Origin of the sequence: Chromobacterium haemolyticum (assembly GCF_002081825.1) — a bacterium.
Taxonomy (GTDB): domain Bacteria; phylum Pseudomonadota; class Gammaproteobacteria; order Burkholderiales; family Chromobacteriaceae; genus Chromobacterium; species Chromobacterium fluminis.
The window spans coordinates 23,593-36,469 of record NZ_MUKU01000012.1 but is presented as its reverse complement, the minus strand read 5'-3'; the positions used below and the strand labels follow the sequence as shown (position 1 = coordinate 36,469).

Below are 12,877 nucleotides of genomic sequence, written 5' to 3'. Positions count from 1 at the left end.
GGAATGTCTCTGATGGACCGGCTGTTCAACGCCCTGGACGGCGCTTATCCGAACCGCTGGCGCGCCGCGTTCCCCGACCAGCACGCCATCGACCACTGGCAAGACGAGTGGGCGCAGGCGTTCGAGGACGAAGGGCTGACGCCGCGCGATGTTGGCGTTGGCCGCAAGGCATGCCGCCGGCTCTACGACTGGCCGCCGTCCATCGCCGAGTTCCTGCGCGCATGTCGGCCGGCCAGCACCACCACGCCGGAGGCGCTGTTCTACCGCGCCCAGACCGAGATGCAGCGGCGCCGCGACGGACAGCCGGACAACTGGCCGTCCTGGGCGCTGTTCTGGGCCGCGGCCTCGCTTGGCAATGACCTGCTGTACGGCACGTTCAAGGGCATGGAGGCGCGCTGGTGCGTCGCCATGGAGGCGAACCAGCACCGCACGGACGCGCCCGAGGAGGCGTCCAAGCAGATCGCCGTGGCGCGCATCTCACCGGCGGAGGCTGCCGACCGGCTGCGCGAGATCGGCGGCAAGGTTCGGTCTATCGGCGCGATGGACTCGGGCGTCAAGCTGGGATGGGCGCGCAAAATTGCGGAAGAGACCTCGCTTGGACTGTACGCCAACTCCCGCAACCAGCGGATGGCCGCTGAGGCATTTGTGAAACTGCGGCAGCCGGTGCCGCCGGAGTTGGTTCCGTTCTTGCCGGTAGCGGGCACGGTGGCTGCCAATGACCACGGGGAGGATGCCGCGTGAGCAAGCATGAGGACATCTATTTCGAGCCGGCCAGGTTGTTGCCGAAAGGGATCAGCTACATCTGCCCTTGCTGCAATACGGCCAAGGAGCTGGACGAAGGGCTTGAAGAGGACGACAGCGGGGAGTTCCGAGTCCCAGCGCACAAGCGGTACATCGACTGCGAAGAGTGTGGCCAGCAGATCGATATCGGTTGGGCTGGGTGGAAGTGGCATGACGAAAAGGGCGCGGCATGAAACACGGCGTTTGGATTGGGCGCGTCCCTGAGTCCCAAAAGGCTGCCTGGGCGTTCATGCCGTTCCGCGGGTCTTTTAGCCTTGCGCATTACTGGACCCGGAAAGACGGTGTAGGCATCGAGTCAGCATGCGGCATGAGGGCTGTCGAGACATTTGCTGTCGGCCTTCTGCAAGCGAACGGCGCGGATCAATGCAAGCTCTGCGCAAAACGTAAAGGGAAAGGCGAATGACGGAATGGGTCAAGACCGCCGATGACACGATGGAGTGGCGCGGCTATAGCGTCGTGAAGTACGGCCACGGCGCCAGCGGCGACTCGATCTACCGGGCGTTCACGCCGGAGGGCGCCATGCTGTCGGTTGGCGCCGGCCCGGCCCAGGACCACATGGCGCGGTGCGAGGAGCACTTCGCCAAATCGAACAAGAAAGGGTAGTGATGAACATTTCGTTTTTTGTGCCAGGCGCGCCGGTAGGCAAAGGCCGCCCCAAGGTGAGCAGCAGCGGCGGCAAGTTCGCCAGAATGTACACGCCGGAGAAGACCGCGAACTATGAATCCCTGATCGCTCTGGCGGCGCAGGAGGCAATGGCCGGCAACCCGCTGATCGCCGGCCCCGCTGACGTTGAAATCGCCATGTTCCTGCCGGTGCCGACCAGTTGGAGCAAGAAGAAGCAGGCGGCCGCGCTGCAGGGCCAGGTATACCCGACGAAGAAGCCGGACGCGGACAACGTGATCAAGGCCATCTTTGACGGCATCAACGGCGTGGTCTGGGTGGATGACGTCCAGGCCTGCGATATCGTCGTGCGGAAGCGCTACGCGGATAAGCCCGGCGTGGAAGTGACCGTACGCGAAATCGCCGGCGCACTGTTCGCGGCGTGAGGCGGCCATGATCGAACCGGCGGCAGCATTGGCGCAGTGGGGCAAGTGGCTGAACGACAGCGGCAGCTGGCGCGGCACCACGTTTTCGATTGAGGGGCGCTACGCTAGCGACCCGGAGCGCTACCGGTTTGCGGAGGACGCCGAGACGGCGCGCCGCCGAGTTCAGGTTCGGTATAGCCCGCTGATCGCCAGCCAGGTGGAGCAACTGGTGAACCAGTTGCACCAGGGCGAGAAGGCAGCGCTCCGCGCGCGTCACGTGCATTACCCGCACCTGGCGAACGAGGACATCGCGCGCCGGCTGGCCATGAGTGCCAGGGCCTTCGACACTCTGCTGCTGGCTGCCACTGTGCGCTTTGGCCGGGCGTGGCGCGAACAGAGCAGGAAGGCTGCGTAATTGAAGGCCTCGCCGAGCATCGCCAAGCAAATACTCTGGGTGCTGATGGATTCGCCCAGGCCGCTATTCCTGTCCGAAATATCAGCAGCGTTGGATGGCGATTATCCGGGAACATACATAATGCCAACCTTGATATGGTTGAAGAGGCATAAAAAGATTGGGGCGACTAAGCTCGAAAGAGATCATGGCAAAGGCCCCAAATTGGCGAACGCCTATTTTTATATTCAACCGGAAGACTTGCTTTCTACTGGTTAGCGCGCAATTTGATACTGTTGATTTACACGACGGGGGTGAAATGGAAGACGTTTATTCTTGGTTGGTCAGCAGACCTGGCTTAATTTTCAACACTGGCAAATGCATGTTGAGCACCGGGTTTTTCCTCTTGCTTTCTGGGCTGTTTAACTTATTGATGAAAGCTGCTATCAGTCCATTTACTCCTATGCATGCAGGGCAGGGTAATGGGATCGCAGCTATCTTCCCATCAATTCCGACATGGTGGATTCCAGAGACTGCATTCGGGTTCGGATTCGCATTGCTTTTGATTGTGCTGGGTGTTCTATTGGCCCTCGAAGGCAAGAAGCTAAAGCGCGTGATGGATTGCTACGGATAAAATCTATATATAAATTCATGGTGAGCGGATTCCAATAACCACGGGGATTCGCTATATTGACGACGTGGTGGCGAAGCTACGCACAACAAAGACGACCTGGCCCGACAGTTAACTCTGTCGGGCCTTTTTTATTTCCGGAGGCGGTATGCACATGCGGCAAACGCGGGTTGTTCATGACGCCCTGGGGCTGGCCCACGGTCAGCATGTCCTGATGCCGTCCGGCCAGGCTGCGCGTGTAGCTGAGATCAAGCTGCACTCCATCGTGTTCGAGTACCTGGGGCTGCGCCAGCGCGAGCTGGTCGAGTTGTCGCGGGAGCAGGTCCGCCAGGGCGTCAGGTTCTGATGGCGGGCTCACCCAAGCGGCTATGCGGCCGGCCCGGTTGCGGCGCCCTGGTGACGCCGCCGGCGCGCTACTGCCCAACGCATGCTGAGAGCGAGCGCAAGCTGGCCGCCGAGGCAGACGCGCGGCGCGGCACCCGAACCGAGCGCGGCTATTCGAACGCATGGACCAAGGCGTCCATCGGCTACCGCCGCAAGAACCCATGGTGTGTGATCTGCAAGCGCGCTGGCCGGATGGTGCCATCGGCGTGCGTGGACCACATCACGCCGCATGGCGGCGACCAGACGCTGTTCTGGGATAAAGCCAACTGGCAGGCGCTGTGCTGGCGCTGCCACTCGGAGAAGACCGCCCGCGAGGATGGCGGCTTTGGGAATGGGAGACGCTGATGCGGTTGATCGTGACGATTGCCCTGGCTCTGCTTGCTGGCTGCGGTGAGTCCCCTGCATGCCGCCCGACGGGCGAGATTGGATACCAGTGGCAGCTGATGCCTGCCGGGAAGGTGTACATCACCCACAAGGCCAAGGTCGAGCGGCATCAATGCTCGGATGGCGTAGACCGTTGGTGGGAAGTGGAGAGGTAAGGAGGCATGGACATGAAGGTCAACAGCACTCGGCAGAACCATACGATCCATCTGGCGCATGTTGACGAGCCCGAGCTGCTTCGGCTTGTGACCGATGCAATAGCCCAGCAGCTTGGCTTGGATGCCCGCGCGGCGAACGTCAAGGTGCGGGCTTACACCACCAGCTACTCCGAGGGCAGCCTCGGGACCGGCAAGACGCGCGTCGTGGTGGAGATCACCGAGGACCACGCGGAGCAGGTCAGCGCGGAGCCGGCGGATGCCTGAGCCGGACGCGGTGCGAACTGTTCGCGCTTGAACCATGCCAGGGGGTAGGGGGGGTAAATCCTTCGCGGGATTCGGCCAGCCGGAACCGCGTGCTTCCCTCGATTTTTTTTCCCGCGAAATAAAAAATTTGGGGGTGCGATGGCCCGAGCGCCAGGGGGAGGGCGGAAGCCGAAACCGACCCATCTGAAGATCGTCACCGGCAACCCGGGCAAGCGCGCGCTGAACAAGGCGGAGCCGGAGTATTCATCCGCGCCGGCCGCGCCGCCGCCGGACTGGCTTTCGCCGCTGGCGGTTGAGAAGTGGGAAGAGCTGGCGCCGCTGTTGGCCGGCACCAAGGTGTTGACCGATGTCGACCTGCACAACCTCGAAGTGTTCTGCCAGGCCTATGCGCGCTGGCGGGAAGCCGAGGATAGCGTCAGCAAAAATGGCGTGATCGTTGACACTCCGTTCGGGCCGAAGAAGAACCCGGCCTGCACCGTCATCAACGAGACCAGCCGGCAGCTGGCCGCCTTCGGCGCCATGCTTGGCCTGGACCCTTCCAGCCGAAGCAGGCTCGGAACGGCCGGCGCGGCCACGAAGACAACCAACCGGTTTACCGGGCTGCTGAAAAAGAAAGCGTCATGAAACGATGGCATACCCCCACGTCACCGCGGCTACCAGGTGGGCGCGTGATGTGGTGGCAGGCCGCTTCCCGGCAGGGAAGTGGACGCGGCTTTCCGCTCAGCGCTTCCTTGATGACTTAGACCGCGCAAAAACCAAGGCCTTCCCGTACAAGCTCGACAAGGCGGAGGCCGAGCGTTCTTGCTGCTTCGTCGAAGAGCTCCCGCACACAAAGGGCAAGTGGGCGCGGTCGGCCGAGAATATCAAGCTCGGCGCCTGGCAGTGCTTCATTTTCGTCAACGTCTTCGGCTGGGTCCACAAGAAGACTGGCCGCCGACGCTTCCGCGAGGCGTACAACGAGATCCCTCGGAAGAACGGCAAGTCGGTGTTGGCGGCCGGCGTCGGCCTGTACTGCTTTGTTGCGGATGGGGAGTTTGGCGCCGAGGTGTACTCGGGCGCCTCCAGCGAAAAGCAGGCCTGGGAGGTTTTCCGACCGGCCAAGCAGATGCTGGAGAGGACACAGGATCTGCTCGATGCCTCCGGCGCGGAGGTCTACGCGAAGGCCATGGCCATCCCTGAGGATGGCAGCCGATTCGAGCCTGTGATTGGGAAGCCGGGCGACGGTGCGTCGCCATCCTGCGCGCTGATCGACGAATACCACGAGCACGACTCGTCTGATCTGTACGACACGATGATTTCCGGCATGGGGGCGCGCGAGCAGCCGCTTGCCTTCATCATCACGACCGCAGGCTACAACCTGGCAGGGCCGTGTTATGAGAAGAGGGTGGAGGCCGAGAAGGTGCTGCAGGGGCTGGTGGAGAACAACGAACTGTTCTGCATCATGTTCAGCGCCGACGAGGAAGACGACCCCTATGCGCCGGAAACGCTGATCAAGGCAAACCCGAACTGGGGCATATCCGTTGATCCGGATTTCATGCTCAGCCAGCAGAGACAGGCCGCGCAGAACGCCGGCTTGCAGGTTCGTTTCAAGACGAAGCATCTGAACATCTGGTGCTCGGCGAAATCGGCCTGGATCAACATGGCGGAGTGGCACGCCGCCGGCGACGAGACGCTGAGGGAGGAAGACTTCCTCGGTGAAGAGTGCGTGGCCGCGTATGACCTGGCCAGCAAATTAGACTTTGCAACGCGGGTCAAAATCTTTGCTCGCAAGCACGCGGAAACCGGACGGACTCACTATTACGTTTTCGCGCACCACTATCTGCCCGAGGCGACGCTGGAGGCCGAGGACAACCCGAACCGGGCTGCCTTGGTGCGGTGGCGAAACGCCGGCTGGATCGAGCAGCACGATGGGACGGAGAACGACTTCGCCATGATCCTGCAGGATCTTGAGGACATCCCGACGCGGTTCCAAGTGCGTGAGTTCTGTCAGGACAAGTTCGGCGCTGCCTGGATCGCGCAGCAGCTGACCGCCGCCGGCGCCACTGTGGTGGACGTGCCGATGAAGGCGATGTATCTGACGCCGGCCATGCGCGAGATTGAGGCGGCGTTGCGCTCAGGCCGGTTGCATCACAACGGTGACCCGGTGCTGGCGTGGATGATGTCCAACGTCACCGCGCGGGCGGACAAAAACGACAACCTGTTCCCGGACAAGCAAAGCGCGCAGAACAAGATCGACGGCGCCGTGGCGCTGATCATCGGCATGACGCGCGCGATGAATCCGGAGCAGCCGGACAGCGGTTTCAAGTCCGCCTACGAGGACGAGGTTTATATATGAGCAACACGGACAAGGCCACCATGCTGGTGGGCCTGGCTGGGGCCGCTGCGGTTACGACCGGAGCGGCCCTTCTTCATTCAGCTGCCGGCTGGATTGTTGGCGGCGGTTTCGCCCTGGTGTGGTCGTTCATGACGGCCCGGGCGGCGGCGCGGGGGGCTGGCTAATGTTCTCCTCCCAACAATTTGGCGTTCAGGACGCGGCCAACCCGGAGCGCGGCTGGATATCCAGCCTGATGGGCGCCGGGGCGCGCAGCGCCGCGGGCGTTCGGGTTTCCCCTGAAAAGGCACTGGCGCTGACCACGCTGCAGGCGTGCGTGACGCAGATCGCCGAATCTGTTGCCCAGCTTCCCTGCGAGCTGTACCGGCGCGATGGAGAAAACCGAGTCCGGGCAATTGACCACCCTGTTTACTCGCTGATTCATCACGCACCTAATCAGTGGCAGACCTCGTTTGAATACCGTGAGCAGCAGCAGATATCGGCAGGGCTGCGAGGTGCCGCTTACAGCTTTATTGAGCGTGATGCGGCAGGCTACCCGGTGGCGCTGATTCCGCTGGACCATCCCAAAGTAACGGTCCTGAAAGGCGAGGACTTGCTGCCGTACTACCGGATTGGCAGCAACCCGGCAATGCCGATGCGGATGATTCATCACGTCCGCTGGTTCACCCTCAACGGCTACACCGGCGTGAGTCCGGTGCAATTGCACTGCGACACCATCGGGTTGGCCCTTGCAACGCAAGACCACGCCAGTCAGGTTTTTGCCAATGGCACCCACCTGGCCGGCGTGTTGGAGCGGCCGGCGGTGGTGGGGCAAACCACGTTGGAGCCGTTGAAGAAAGACCGGGTTCAGGACATCAAAGATAGCTGGCGGGCGGAGTACGCCGGCACCAGCAACGCGATGAAGGTGGCGGTACTGCAAGACGGCATGTCGTTCCGGCCGCTGTCGATGACCAACGAGGATGCGCAGCTGATCGACAGCCGCAAGCTGTCGGCGCTGGAGATTGCCCAGATCTACAAGATGCCTCCGCACAAGGTCGGGCTGCTGGACCGGGCGACCAACAACAACATCGAGCACCAGGCGATTGAATTTGTCGTCTACTGCCTGCTGCCGTGGCTGCGCCGGCACGAGCAGGCCATGATGCGCGACCTGCTGCTGCCGAATGAACGTGACGAGTACTACATCGAGTTCAACGTGGGCGGCCTGCTGCGCGGCGATACACAGACCCGCTATGCCGCGTATGCGGTGGGGCGGCAATGGGGCTGGCTCTCGGTCAACGACATCCGCCGGCTGGAGAATCTGCCGCCGATCCCGGGCGGTGACATCTACCTGCAGCCGCTCAACATGGTTCACGCTGGCGCGGGGCTGCCGAAAGGGGCGGGGGCTTCGGCCGAAGCCATCGACGCCATTCACAAGATCCTGGAGACCCAATGAGAAAGCATCTTTTCCTGCACCAGCTGTTCAACCAGCCGCACATGGTGCTGCCGGACATGCTGCATGAAGCGGTGGCCTGGGCCGGCCTGCGCATGGGCGTCAACCTGCAGCAGGTCAACATCGGTTTGCCGATGACGGCCTGGAAGGAAGACGGCGACCACGGCGCAGTGCAAGCAGTCTCCGCCGAGGACCGGCGCATGGAGGCCGCGCGCGGCAGCGGCGTGCTGGTGATGCCGGTCGCCGGCATCTTGGTGCCGCGGACCAACGATGTAGGGCTGTGCTCGAACCAGGCCAGCTATGAAGGCCTGCGCAGCCAGCTGAATGCCGGCCTCAACGACCCGAGCATTGAACACATCGTTGTCGACCTGGCCACGCCCGGCGGCGCGGTATCCGGCTGCTTCGAGTTTGTGGACGACATCCGCGCCGGTCGCGACGTCAAACCGATTACGGCGCTGGTTCACTACAGCGCTTTCAGCGCCGGCTACGCCATTGCCAGCGCCTGCAGCGACATCGTGCTGTCGAAGACTTCCGGCGTCGGCTCCATCGGCGTGATCATGAAGCACGCCGACTTCAGCCAGAAGCTGGAAAACGAGGGGGTGAAGGTCACGACCCTCTACCGCGGCGCTCGCAAAGACGACATGTCGCAGACCGGGCCGCTGAGCGAGGAGGCTATGGCCGCCGCCGACAGCATGCTGGACCACTACTACGAAATGTTCTGCGACACCGTCGCGCAGAACCGTGGCATGAAGGTGTCCGCCGTGAAGGACACCGAGGCCGGGCTGTTCTACGGCGGCAAGGCGATTGAGGCCGGACTGGCCGATAGCCTGGAAAGCCAGCAGCAGGCGGTGAACCGTATAGCCGCCGGTGTCGCCGCCAAGCGCGCCAGCGTGCCGAAAGCGCGCCGCAGCACTCAGGCCATTGCCGCATCCATGGCCATGAGCCTGAACCTTAAACACTGATCCAACGCGCCGCCGCACGGCGACGACAACCCAGCTCCGAAAGGAGCTTTTTTTATTTCTACCGCCGAGAGGCGGTTTTTTTTCGTCTGGAGAAAACCGAATGTCGAAGATCGTAGAACTGAAGCGCCGCCGTGCCGAACTGTCCGCCAAGGTGGCCGAGATGGCCGCCCTGGAGATTGCCGGCGAGGTGATGAGCGCCGAGCAGATCGAGCAGATCAATGCCATGCACGCCGAGTTCAACCAGCTCGGCGCGCAGCTGCAACGGCTGGAAGCTGCTGAGCAGATGCAGGCGGCAGCTGCCGTTCAGGTGGAGAGCCTGAACGCTCAAGGCGCGCCGCCGGAGGACAAACTGTACGCCCAGCCTGCCGGCAAGAAGGTTGCCGGCGCCGGTGTCGCTCACCTGGCCATGGCCCTGATCGAGGCTCAAGGCAACTACCAAGCCGCCGCCAACATCGCCGACCAGCGCGGCTACGGCGCTGAGGTGGCTGCTGCCCTGAATACCGCCACGCCTTCGGCTGGTGGCGTGCTGGTGCCGACCAATCTGGCGAGCGAAGTGATCGAACTGCTGCGCCCGAAAACCGTGGTTCGCCGCCTGGGTGCCCGCTCGCTGCCGCTCAACAACGGCAACTTGACCATCCCGCGCCTGAAGGGGGGCGCGCAGGTCGGCTACATCGGCACTGACACCGACGCTCCGGTCACCGGCGCTCAGTTCGACGACCTGAAGCTCTCGTCCAAGAAGATGGCCGCGCTGGTGCCGATCAGCAACGACCTGCTGGCCAACTCGGGCATCAGCCCCAACGTGGACCGCGTGGTGGTGGACGATCTGACCTCGGCCGTCGGCGCGCGCGAGGACAAGGCGTTCCTGCGCGATGACGGCAGCGGCAACCTGCCCAAAGGCCTGCGCTTCTGGGCGCTGCCGGGCAATGTGTTCCCGGCTCCGGCGATTGCCACCATCGACGCCGCGGCGCTGCAGGCCATCGAGCTGTTCCTCAATACGCTGATCCTGGCGCTGGAAGGCGTTGACGCCAACATGGTGCTGCCGGGCTGGGTGATGTCGCCGCGTACCTACCGTTTCTTGGAAGGCCTGCGCGACATGAAGGGCAACAAGGTTTATCCGGAGCTGGCCCAGAAGCAACTGAAAGGCTACCCGGTTGGCCTGACTACCCAAATCCCGAACAACCTGGGCGCCGGCGGCGACGAATCGGAACTGTATTTTGCCGACTTCGCCGATTGCTTCATCGGCGAGGACCAGGCCTTGATGATCGACTTCTCCAAGGAGGCGACCTACAAGGACGGCGACGGCAACGTCATCAGCGCCTTCCAGCGCGATCAGACCCTGATCCGCGTGATCGCCAAACACGATTTCGGCCCGCGCCACCGCGAGTCGATCGCCATCGGCACCGGGGTGAAGTGGGGCAAGTAAGGCAGTAGCGGCCGGGCTTCCGGCCGCGAACAACTCAAGCTGGAGAGCGAGATGGACAAAATTGTAGTCAAGTTTTTGAAGCCGCATGGCATCTATACCCCTGGCGATATCGCCGGCTTCGATGAATCGCACGTGGAGCGGCTGGAGAAACTGTCCGAGTCCGGTGTCGTTGAGCTGTATAAAGCCGACAAGGCGGACGAAGGCGTCGACGCTAACAAGCGGCAAGGCAACACCGGCCGCCGCGGTGCTGCCGGCGAGGCCAGCTGATCATGGCCGCCGTGGTGACCCAGCGCAGCGCGGCGACGGTGTTGACGCTGGGGCAAATCAAACAGCAGTGCAACATCGATCTCGACATGACCGATGACGACGAGCTGCTGATGCAGATGGAGCGGGCGGCAGTTCGCGCATGCGAGGGAAAGCTCAAGGGGCCGTTGCTCACGGCGAGCTACCGTGAGACCTTCGGTCAGTGGCCGCTGATCCCTTCGTTGCTGCTGCAGACCGCGAATGCCAAGTCGGTGCAATCCATCATGCTGCGCCAGGCCGGCCAAGTGGTGGAATGGCGCGACTTCGTCGCACTGGAAGATGGGCCGCACCTGTTCATCCGGCCGCGCGCGGCGTGGCCGAAGATCGACGCCGCGCCGGATGCGATCCAGATCACCTACATGGCAGGGTTCGGAGCCGCTGGCGACCATGTCCCTGAGGATATTCAGCAGTGGCTGCTGTACCGAGTCGGCACATTCTACGAGTTCCGCGAGCAGTTCATCGCCGGGACCATCGTGACCGATCTGCCGAAATCGTTCGTTGACGAGATGCTGACGCCTTACGCAATGCAAGTGGTGGCGCTATGAGAGCCGGCCGCCTGCGGCATCTGGTCCAGATCCAGCGCGAGGTAAAGCGTAAAAACGACCACGGCGAGAACGTCAGCGGCTGGGAGTTAGTCTGCAAGACCCGGGCAAACGTAGCCGACATCACCGGCCGCGACCGGATCGGAGATGTCACGCTGCATCAGATAGACGCCCGGGCCTTCCTGCGCTGGCGGACAGGCATCGAGGCCGGCATGCGCCTGGTCCACGTCAAAGACGGCGTGACCAGAACCTACACCGTCAAATCGCCGCCGATAGACCGCGACGGCCGGCGCCGCGATATGGAACTGATACTGGAGCTCGACGATGGACGTCAGCCTCAAAGCCGATGACGCTCGGTCCCGGATTTTCGCGCGGCTGGAGGGGCTGGCCGGCGCGGTGGAAGAACGCCGCGAACTCAGCCGGCCGCTGCTGGCCGGCGTCAAAATCATCATGCGGCGCGCCAAGCAGTTGGCGCCGCGGGACAGTGGTTTCCTGCGGTCGCAGATTATCGCATGGACCAACGTCCGCAAAACCGATGCACCGCTAACCGGCTTTGTCACCGTGGCCACCAGGGCCAAGCGCAACCGCGTCGGCGCGTTGAGCCGCGCCAAGTTGGCTGCCAAGGCCAGCAGGGGCCGCAAGACTGATCTGGTGACCGCGTACTACGGCCGGTTTGTGGAACTGGGGACCAGCAAAATGGACCCGCATCCTTACTTGTCGCGCGCGGTGGATGAAGTTGGGGATGAGGCGAAAGCGACGGCCATCGCTGGCGCGCGCGAGGTACTGCTCAAAATGGTGGAGGCCAGACTGTGAAGGATTTCGACATTGCCCGCGCGGTGTACCAGAGGCTGGAGCCGGCGCTTCCTGGGCGGGTTGCGCTCGGCGTGCTGGTGCTGGAGCCGGAGGACGTGGCCGAGCCGATGACTGTTATCCATCTCACAGACCATGACCCAGAAGCAAAGAAGGGTCGGGCTGTACGCAACGACCTCACCCTGCTGAAGGTGACGACGATTGTCGATGCGATGCGCGGTGAGGTCTATTCGCGGCTGGAGCCGCACATGGGCGCGCTGCGCCAGGCACTGTTCGTCGATCACAACCTGGGTGGTGTCCACCACATTATCGAGCTGAATGAAACAGGTACTCAATACCGCTTCAACCGTGAGGAGATGACCTACGTCGTCGACCTGGCCATCGAGGTGAAATTCAGACGCAGGGCGGAGGAGCCCTGATTTACCCGCAACACAATCCATCACCGCCGCCCGGCGGTTTTTTTATGCCTACAGGAGACGGAAATGGCAGCAATTCAGGAATACAGCTACATCGGCAACGGCGTGGTGAAAGTTCAGAAGGGCGCGGCCACTGCGCGCGAAGTCGGTAACTGCTCGGGGCTGAGCCTCAAGATCAGTACCGACGAAAAGAAGCTGGTTGATTACACCCGTGGCGGCGGCGGCACGGCCAACAAGGTGACCCGCATCAGCTCGGTTGATGTCGAAATGGATCTGCGCGAGCTGTCGCCGGACAACATCGCGCTGGCTTTGCAGGGCGACGTCACGATTGACGCGACGAGCAAGGAGGCCACCATCGAAGCGCTGACCCAGTTGGGCACCGAGTACAAGCTGATCTTCGAAGGTCTGAACGAGGCGCAGAGCGGAGCCAAGGTCAATCTCACCATCCATCGCTTCAAGCCTAGCCCGGCCGACGACCTGGCGCTGATCGGCGACGATTTCGCCACGCTGAAGCTCAAGGGCGGCGTGTTGGCTGACCGCACCAAGACCGGCGGCAAGTCCATGTACTTCCAGGTGGTGATGGCGACGCAGACGTCGTGATGCCAGTGCCGGCGAGGCCGCCGGG

Annotated in this window: 21 protein-coding genes; all 21 read left to right on the top strand. The window is 62.7% G+C overall.

Going from position 1 to position 12,877, the window contains the following annotated elements:
- Positions 1-3: 3 nt before the first annotated feature.
- The 21 genes from B0T39_RS11170 to B0T39_RS11060 all read left to right on the top strand — a co-directional run bounded on the left by B0T39_RS11170 (position 4) and on the right by B0T39_RS11060 (position 12,852).
- The gene (locus tag B0T39_RS11170) at positions 4-741 is read left to right on the top strand and encodes a replication protein P (RefSeq protein ID WP_081546581.1); all 738 of its coding nucleotides are present in this window, start codon (positions 4-6) and stop codon (positions 739-741) included.
- On the top strand, positions 738-974 hold the full coding sequence (locus B0T39_RS11165) for a hypothetical protein (protein ID WP_081546579.1): 237 nt from the start codon (positions 738-740) through the stop codon (positions 972-974). The genes B0T39_RS11170 and B0T39_RS11165 overlap by 4 nt, the downstream gene beginning before the upstream one ends.
- Before the next feature lie 226 nt (positions 975-1,200).
- Entirely contained in the window at positions 1,201-1,404 is a 204-nt protein-coding gene (locus B0T39_RS11155; protein WP_081546575.1) for a hypothetical protein, read from the top strand.
- Positions 1,405-1,406: 2 nt separating this feature from the next.
- Complete coding sequence (locus tag B0T39_RS11150; protein WP_081546573.1) at positions 1,407-1,847, top strand: RusA family crossover junction endodeoxyribonuclease; 441 nt, start codon at positions 1,407-1,409, stop codon at positions 1,845-1,847.
- 7 nt (positions 1,848-1,854) lie between these two features.
- The gene (locus B0T39_RS11145) at positions 1,855-2,241 is read left to right on the top strand and encodes a hypothetical protein (protein ID WP_081546571.1); all 387 of its coding nucleotides are present in this window, start codon (positions 1,855-1,857) and stop codon (positions 2,239-2,241) included.
- Positions 2,242-2,425: 184 nt separating this feature from the next.
- Positions 2,426-2,851, top strand: coding sequence for a hypothetical protein (locus B0T39_RS25015; RefSeq protein ID WP_141111186.1), 426 nt, complete (start codon positions 2,426-2,428; stop codon positions 2,849-2,851).
- Between the two features lie 145 nt (positions 2,852-2,996).
- On the top strand, positions 2,997-3,194 hold the full coding sequence (locus tag B0T39_RS11130; protein ID WP_019100044.1) for a hypothetical protein: 198 nt from the start codon (positions 2,997-2,999) through the stop codon (positions 3,192-3,194).
- On the top strand, positions 3,194-3,577 hold the full coding sequence (locus tag B0T39_RS11125) for an HNH endonuclease signature motif containing protein (RefSeq protein WP_081546565.1): 384 nt from the start codon (positions 3,194-3,196) through the stop codon (positions 3,575-3,577). Before B0T39_RS11130 ends, B0T39_RS11125 begins: the two co-directional genes overlap by 1 nt.
- Positions 3,577-3,771 (top strand): hypothetical protein, encoded by a 195-nt coding sequence (locus B0T39_RS11120; RefSeq protein WP_081546563.1) that lies wholly within the window; start codon positions 3,577-3,579, stop codon positions 3,769-3,771. The genes B0T39_RS11125 and B0T39_RS11120 overlap by 1 nt, the downstream gene beginning before the upstream one ends.
- A 12-nt stretch (positions 3,772-3,783) precedes the next feature.
- A complete protein-coding gene (locus B0T39_RS11115) occupies positions 3,784-4,035 on the top strand; it encodes a hypothetical protein (RefSeq protein ID WP_141111185.1) in 252 nt (83 codons plus the stop codon).
- A 138-nt stretch (positions 4,036-4,173) separates the two neighbouring features.
- Entirely contained in the window at positions 4,174-4,659 is a 486-nt protein-coding gene (locus B0T39_RS11110; RefSeq protein ID WP_081546559.1) for a phage terminase small subunit P27 family, read from the top strand.
- Positions 4,660-4,663: 4 nt separating this feature from the next.
- A complete protein-coding gene (locus B0T39_RS11105; RefSeq protein WP_081546557.1) occupies positions 4,664-6,370 on the top strand; it encodes a terminase large subunit in 1,707 nt (568 codons plus the stop codon).
- 163 nt (positions 6,371-6,533) lie between these two features.
- Positions 6,534-7,799 carry a phage portal protein gene (locus B0T39_RS11100; RefSeq protein ID WP_081546555.1) on the top strand — a complete coding sequence of 422 codons (1,266 nt, stop codon included), beginning with the start codon at positions 6,534-6,536 and terminating at the stop codon, positions 7,797-7,799.
- The gene (locus B0T39_RS11095; RefSeq protein ID WP_081546553.1) at positions 7,796-8,758 is read left to right on the top strand and encodes a S49 family peptidase; all 963 of its coding nucleotides are present in this window, start codon (positions 7,796-7,798) and stop codon (positions 8,756-8,758) included. The genes B0T39_RS11100 and B0T39_RS11095 overlap by 4 nt, the downstream gene beginning before the upstream one ends.
- A gap of 100 nt (positions 8,759-8,858) precedes the next feature.
- A complete protein-coding gene (locus B0T39_RS11090) occupies positions 8,859-10,181 on the top strand; it encodes a phage major capsid protein (protein ID WP_081546551.1) in 1,323 nt (440 codons plus the stop codon).
- 51 nt (positions 10,182-10,232) lie between these two features.
- Positions 10,233-10,448: a hypothetical protein gene (locus tag B0T39_RS11085; RefSeq protein WP_081546549.1), complete on the top strand. Its 216-nt coding sequence runs from the start codon at positions 10,233-10,235 to the stop codon at positions 10,446-10,448.
- Positions 10,449-10,450: 2 nt separating this feature from the next.
- A complete protein-coding gene (locus tag B0T39_RS11080; RefSeq protein ID WP_081546547.1) occupies positions 10,451-11,029 on the top strand; it encodes a head-tail connector protein in 579 nt (192 codons plus the stop codon).
- Positions 11,026-11,376, top strand: coding sequence for a head-tail adaptor protein (locus B0T39_RS11075; protein ID WP_081546545.1), 351 nt, complete (start codon positions 11,026-11,028; stop codon positions 11,374-11,376). The genes B0T39_RS11080 and B0T39_RS11075 overlap by 4 nt, the downstream gene beginning before the upstream one ends.
- Positions 11,351-11,839 (top strand): HK97-gp10 family putative phage morphogenesis protein, encoded by a 489-nt coding sequence (locus tag B0T39_RS11070; RefSeq protein WP_081546543.1) that lies wholly within the window; start codon positions 11,351-11,353, stop codon positions 11,837-11,839. The genes B0T39_RS11075 and B0T39_RS11070 overlap by 26 nt, the downstream gene beginning before the upstream one ends.
- Positions 11,836-12,255 carry a hypothetical protein gene (locus B0T39_RS11065; RefSeq protein ID WP_081546541.1) on the top strand — a complete coding sequence of 140 codons (420 nt, stop codon included), beginning with the start codon at positions 11,836-11,838 and terminating at the stop codon, positions 12,253-12,255. Before B0T39_RS11070 ends, B0T39_RS11065 begins: the two co-directional genes overlap by 4 nt.
- A gap of 63 nt (positions 12,256-12,318) precedes the next feature.
- The gene (locus tag B0T39_RS11060; protein WP_081546539.1) at positions 12,319-12,852 is read left to right on the top strand and encodes a hypothetical protein; all 534 of its coding nucleotides are present in this window, start codon (positions 12,319-12,321) and stop codon (positions 12,850-12,852) included.
- Positions 12,853-12,877 lie beyond the last annotated feature (25 nt).

Excerpts from the sequence above, each read along its gene's own strand:
- B0T39_RS11120 (WP_081546563.1), top strand. The coding sequence starts at position 3,577 with ATGCGGTTGATCGTGACGATTGCCCTGGCTCTGCTTGCTGGCTGCGGT.
- B0T39_RS11090 (WP_081546551.1), top strand. The coding sequence starts at position 8,859 with ATGTCGAAGATCGTAGAACTGAAGCGCCGCCGTGCCGAACTGTCCGCC.
- B0T39_RS11125 (WP_081546565.1), top strand. The coding sequence starts at position 3,194 with ATGGCGGGCTCACCCAAGCGGCTATGCGGCCGGCCCGGTTGCGGCGCC.
- B0T39_RS11145 (WP_081546571.1), top strand. The coding sequence starts at position 1,855 with ATGATCGAACCGGCGGCAGCATTGGCGCAGTGGGGCAAGTGGCTGAAC.
- B0T39_RS11075 (WP_081546545.1), top strand. The coding sequence starts at position 11,026 with ATGAGAGCCGGCCGCCTGCGGCATCTGGTCCAGATCCAGCGCGAGGTA.
- B0T39_RS11155 (WP_081546575.1), top strand. The coding sequence starts at position 1,201 with ATGACGGAATGGGTCAAGACCGCCGATGACACGATGGAGTGGCGCGGC.
- B0T39_RS11115 (WP_141111185.1), top strand. The coding sequence starts at position 3,784 with ATGAAGGTCAACAGCACTCGGCAGAACCATACGATCCATCTGGCGCAT.
- B0T39_RS11085 (WP_081546549.1), top strand. The coding sequence starts at position 10,233 with ATGGACAAAATTGTAGTCAAGTTTTTGAAGCCGCATGGCATCTATACC.
- B0T39_RS11080 (WP_081546547.1), top strand. The coding sequence starts at position 10,451 with ATGGCCGCCGTGGTGACCCAGCGCAGCGCGGCGACGGTGTTGACGCTG.
- B0T39_RS11095 (WP_081546553.1), top strand. The coding sequence starts at position 7,796 with ATGAGAAAGCATCTTTTCCTGCACCAGCTGTTCAACCAGCCGCACATG.
- B0T39_RS11130 (WP_019100044.1), top strand. The coding sequence starts at position 2,997 with ATGCACATGCGGCAAACGCGGGTTGTTCATGACGCCCTGGGGCTGGCC.
- B0T39_RS11170 (WP_081546581.1), top strand. The coding sequence starts at position 4 with ATGTCTCTGATGGACCGGCTGTTCAACGCCCTGGACGGCGCTTATCCG.
- B0T39_RS11150 (WP_081546573.1), top strand. The coding sequence starts at position 1,407 with ATGAACATTTCGTTTTTTGTGCCAGGCGCGCCGGTAGGCAAAGGCCGC.
- B0T39_RS11070 (WP_081546543.1), top strand. The coding sequence starts at position 11,351 with ATGGACGTCAGCCTCAAAGCCGATGACGCTCGGTCCCGGATTTTCGCG.
- B0T39_RS11105 (WP_081546557.1), top strand. The coding sequence starts at position 4,664 with ATGGCATACCCCCACGTCACCGCGGCTACCAGGTGGGCGCGTGATGTG.
- B0T39_RS25015 (WP_141111186.1), top strand. The coding sequence starts at position 2,426 with ATGGCAAAGGCCCCAAATTGGCGAACGCCTATTTTTATATTCAACCGG.
- B0T39_RS11060 (WP_081546539.1), top strand. The coding sequence starts at position 12,319 with ATGGCAGCAATTCAGGAATACAGCTACATCGGCAACGGCGTGGTGAAA.
- B0T39_RS11110 (WP_081546559.1), top strand. The coding sequence starts at position 4,174 with ATGGCCCGAGCGCCAGGGGGAGGGCGGAAGCCGAAACCGACCCATCTG.
- B0T39_RS11100 (WP_081546555.1), top strand. The coding sequence starts at position 6,534 with ATGTTCTCCTCCCAACAATTTGGCGTTCAGGACGCGGCCAACCCGGAG.